The organism is Streptomyces sp. NPDC056948 (genome assembly GCF_042674225.1).
Classification (GTDB): domain Bacteria; phylum Actinomycetota; class Actinomycetes; order Streptomycetales; family Streptomycetaceae; genus Streptomyces; species Streptomyces purpurascens.
In genome coordinates this window covers 1-4,121 of record NZ_JBHUQX010000606.1, presented here as the reverse complement: position 1 = coordinate 4,121, position 4,121 = coordinate 1, and the positions used below count along the sequence as shown (strand labels likewise).

5 protein-coding genes are annotated in these 4,121 nt (G+C 71.8%); 3 read left to right on the top strand and 2 right to left on the bottom strand.

Annotation, left to right across the window (positions count from 1 at the left end):
- Window positions 1-58: 58 nt before the first annotated feature.
- Both ACFTZL_RS42040 and ACFTZL_RS42035 read right to left on the bottom strand, forming a co-directional pair.
- Window positions 59-790, bottom strand: a complete 732-nt coding sequence (locus tag ACFTZL_RS42040) for an SDR family NAD(P)-dependent oxidoreductase (RefSeq protein ID WP_382595027.1) — start codon at window positions 788-790, stop codon at window positions 59-61.
- 55 nt (window positions 791-845) lie between these two features.
- Window positions 846-1,253 carry a nuclear transport factor 2 family protein gene (locus tag ACFTZL_RS42035; protein ID WP_382595024.1) on the bottom strand — a complete coding sequence of 136 codons (408 nt, stop codon included), beginning with the start codon at window positions 1,251-1,253 and terminating at the stop codon, window positions 846-848.
- Window positions 1,254-1,426: 173 nt separating this feature from the next.
- Between ACFTZL_RS42035 and ACFTZL_RS42030 the strand changes: the two genes are divergently transcribed.
- From ACFTZL_RS42030 to ACFTZL_RS42020, 3 genes are read left to right on the top strand one after another with little or no spacing between them, the layout of a single operon-like run.
- On the top strand, window positions 1,427-2,227 hold the full coding sequence (locus ACFTZL_RS42030) for a cyclase family protein (protein WP_382595021.1): 801 nt from the start codon (window positions 1,427-1,429) through the stop codon (window positions 2,225-2,227).
- 14 nt (window positions 2,228-2,241) lie between these two features.
- The gene (locus ACFTZL_RS42025) at window positions 2,242-2,970 is read left to right on the top strand and encodes a class I SAM-dependent methyltransferase (RefSeq protein WP_382595019.1); all 729 of its coding nucleotides are present in this window, start codon (window positions 2,242-2,244) and stop codon (window positions 2,968-2,970) included.
- Entirely contained in the window at window positions 2,967-4,076 is a 1,110-nt protein-coding gene (locus ACFTZL_RS42020; RefSeq protein WP_382595016.1) for a DegT/DnrJ/EryC1/StrS family aminotransferase, read from the top strand. The genes ACFTZL_RS42025 and ACFTZL_RS42020 overlap by 4 nt, the downstream gene beginning before the upstream one ends.
- Window positions 4,077-4,121: the final 45 nt, after the last annotated feature.

Below are 4,121 nucleotides of genomic sequence, written 5' to 3'. Positions count from 1 at the left end.
GGCCGCACCGGCGGACGGTGCGGCCCGAAGGCGTTGCGCGGCCCGGCCGCCCGGGCGGTCAGGTGAGGGAGAGACCGCCGTCGACCGGGACGACCGCGCCCGTCATGTAGCGGCCCTCGGGGTCGGCCAGCGCGGTGATCCACCAGGCGACGTCGTCGGGCGTGGCCACCCGTCCGAGCGGGATCCGCTCGGCGAGCTGTCCCAGGAACCCCTGGTACTGCTCGGCGGACATGCCGACGCGCTCACCGATGCCGGTGTCGGTCACGCCCGGGGCCACCGACACCACCCGGATACCGCGCGGCGCCAGCTCGACGGCCCAGGTGCGGGTGAAGTGGTTCAGCGCCGCCTTCGTCGCCCAGTAGACCGAGTTGTCGGGGAACCCCTGGATGCCCAGCGAGCCGGCCGAGCTGACGTTGACGATGGTGCCGCCGGTCGCCTCCAGGGCCTCCAGCGCGGCCTGTGCCACGAAGGCCGGGGCGATCAGGTTGACGGCGACCTGACGCTCGGTCGCGGCCCGGTCGAGTTTGGCGAGCGGCGCGAACGTGCCGGTCCCGGCGTTGTTGACCAGCACGTCCACCCGCCCGAACGCCCGCAGCGCCGTTTCCACCACCGTTTCGCCGGCCCCCGGCTCGGTGATGTCCGCCACCAGGGTGCGGATGGCGTCGTGGCCCTCGGCCGTCTCGTCGAGGGCGGCGGCGGTGCGGCCCACGACCAGGACACGGTCTCCCTGCCCGGCGAAGCGGCGGGCCGTCGCACGGCCGATTCCGGTGCCGCCACCAGTGATGATCACAGTCCTAGGAGTCATGCCGGGACGCTACTGACGAGGGCTCGAAGCCGGGTCGAGGTCAGCCCGCCGGCCGGTCGTCCCGGGTGATGTGCCGCTCCGCCACGAGCAGTTCGCCGTCCCGCCGGACCAGCCGGTCGCGCATCACGCAGGACAGTTCCAGGCGCGGGGCGCCGCCCCGCGGCGTGGCCAGGATCTGCACGTACGAGACGGTCTCGATCCCGGCACCGGTGCTCCGGGCGGTCGTCATGGTCACCCAGTGGCGGTGCGTCTCCCCGGCCGCGGCCCGCCCCTCGACCGCCGCCCGCGCGCCGGCGGCGATGCCGTCCCGGCCCCGGACGGGCTCCGTCATCGACGGGGCCTTGAAGACGGCGTCGGGCGTGAACGTGCCGGCCCACGCCTCGGCGGCACCGCCGTCGAGCAACTGCATGTGGCGGGCGTAGAACTGCTGGATGTCGGTGCTGTTCACGAACGGCCTCCCCTGCGACGGTCCCGCGTGTCGGTCCTCGACGCCCGACCCTGGCGCACCTCTGTCGCACCGCTGTCGAATCCCGCTCGAGGCGGCCGTGCGGTCGTCGAGCGGTCTTCCAATGCCTTCCGAGCGGCTGCGGCCAGGCTGGCTTGGTCGTCCAGGAGGTGACCGTGCGCATCATTGACCTGTCCTCGCCGGTGGACGCCGGCTCGTTCGAACCGGACCCCGTGGTCCACGAGGTGATGTCCCCACGCGAGGGCGCGCTGCACATGCGCGACGAGATGCGGCGCCACTTCGACATCGAGTTCGACCCCGACGACCTGCCGGACGGCGAGTTCCTCTCGCTGGACCGGCTGAGTCTGACCACCCACACCGGCACGCACGTCGACGCGCCCTCGCACTACGGCTCCCGGACGACGTACGGCACCGGCGTGCCCCGGCACATCGACGCGATGCCGCTGGAGTGGTTCCTCGCCCCCGGAGTCGTCCTGGACGTCCGGGGCCGCGAGGCCGGTGTGGTCGACGCGGCGGACCTGCGCAAGGAACTCGACCGGATCGGTTACACACTCGCCCCGTCCGACATCGTGCTCCTCAACACCGGAGCCTCCGCGTGGTCCGGCACGAGCCGGTACTTCACCGACTTCGTCGGTCTCGACGCGAGTGCCATCGCCTTCCTGCTCGACGCGGGCATCCGGGTGGTCGGCACCGACGCGTTCAGCCTGGACGCGCCGTTCACCACGATCATCGCCGAGTACCGGCGGACCGGGGACCCCGCCGTGCTCTGGCCGGCCCATGTCGCCGGACGCCACCGGGAGTACTGCCAGATCGAGCGGCTCGCGGGCCTCGAGGAGCTGCCCGCACCGTACGGCTTCCAGGTGGCCTGCTTCCCGGTGAAGATCGCCGGCGCCGGGGCCGGCTGGGCGCGCGCGGTCGCCCTCGTCGACGACCAGGCCCCCCTGACCAGCCCCTGACCCGAGGAGAAACCATGTACAGCACCGACCTCGCCGAGGTCTACGAGACGGTGTACCGCAGCCGGGGCAAGGACTGGGCGGCGGAGGCCGAGGACATCGCGGCCGTGGCACGCGGGCACGCCCCGGGCGCCGACACGCTGCTCGACGTGGCCTGTGGCACCGCCGCCCATCTCGGCCCCTTCAGCAAGCTCTTCGCCACGGCGGAGGGCCTGGAGATCGCGGCGCCGATGCGTGATCTGGCGCTCGAGCGGTGGCCCGGCCTGACCATCCACGAGGGCGACATGCGCGACTTCGACCTCGGCCGCCGGTACTCCGTCGTCACCTGCATGTTCTGTGCCATCGGCTATCTGGGCAGCGTCGAGGAGATGCGCTCCGCCGTGGCCTCGATGGCCCGTCACCTCGAACCGGGCGGCGCGCTGGTCATCGAACCCTGGTGGTTCCCCGAGCAGTTCAAGGAGGGGTTCGTGGCCGGGGACCTGGCCCGCGAGGGAGATCGGACCGTCGCCCGGATCTCCCACTCCACCCTCCAGGGACGCGCGACCCGGATGGAGGTCCAATTCCTCGTCGGCGAGCCGTCGGGTATCCGGACCTTCACCGAGATCGACGTACTGACCCTGTTCACGCGTGAGGAGTACGAGCAGGCGTTCAAGGACGCCGGCTGCTCCGTCACGTACCAGCCGGGCCCGCCGACCGGCCGCGGCCTCTTCACCGGAGTCAAGGAGCGGGAGGTGTCCGGGCGATGACCACCTACGTCTGGGACTATCTGCGGGAGTACGCCGAGGAGCGTGAGGAACTCCTCGACGCCGTCGACACGGTGTTCCAGTCCGGTCAGCTCGTCCTCGGACAGAGCGTCTCCGGCTTCGAGCAGGAGTTCGCCGCCTACCACGGGCAGCCGCACTGCGTCGGCGTCGACAACGGCACCAACGCCATAGTCCTCGGCCTCCAGGCGCTCGGCGTGAAACCGGGCGACGACGTGCTCACGGTGTCCAACACGGCCGCCCCCACGGTCCTGGCCATCGACGCCGTGGGAGCCCGGCCGGTCTTCGTCGACGTGCGCGAGGAGGACTACCTCATGCGCACCGACCTGCTCGAGGACGCGCTCACCGAGCGGACCACGGCGATCGTGCCGGTGCACCTGTACGGGCAGTGCGTCGACATGGCCGCGGTGACCGCCTTCGCGGAGCGCCACGGCCTGAAGGTCCTGGAGGACTGCGCCCAGGCCCACGGCGCCCGCCACCACGGCCGGCTCGCCGGGACCATGGGCGACGCCGCGGCCTTCTCCTTCTACCCGACGAAGGTCCTCGGGGCGTACGGCGACGGCGGCGCGGTGGTCACCCACGACGCCGGCACGGACGGGGAGCTGCGCCGGCTGCGCTACTACGGCATGGAGGACAGGTACTACGTTGTCCAGACCCCCGGGCACAACAGCCGCCTCGACGAGGTCCAGGCCGAGATCCTCCGCCGCAAGCTACGGCGCCTCGACAGCTACGTCGAGGGCCGGCGGCGCGTGGCACGACGCTATGCGGAGGGGCTGGGGGACACCGGCCTGGTCCTGCCCGCGAACGCGGTGGGCAATGATCACGTCCACTACGTCCACGTGGTCCGCCACCCCGAGCGGGACCGGATCATCGAGCGGCTCAAGGCGTACGACATCGAGCTGAACATCAGCTACCCCTGGCCGGTGCACACGATGTCCGGCTTCGCGCACCTCGGCTACCACGAGGGCGATCTGCCGGTGACCGAGCGGCTGGCGAAGGAGATCTTCTCGCTGCCGATGTACCCCTCGCTGCCGCGGCACGTCCAGGAGAAGGTGATCGAGGCGCTGCGCGAGGTGATCGCCGGCCTGTGACGCCGTGCCCTGTGCGAACGCCGTGTCCCGGTGAGGCGGTCCGCC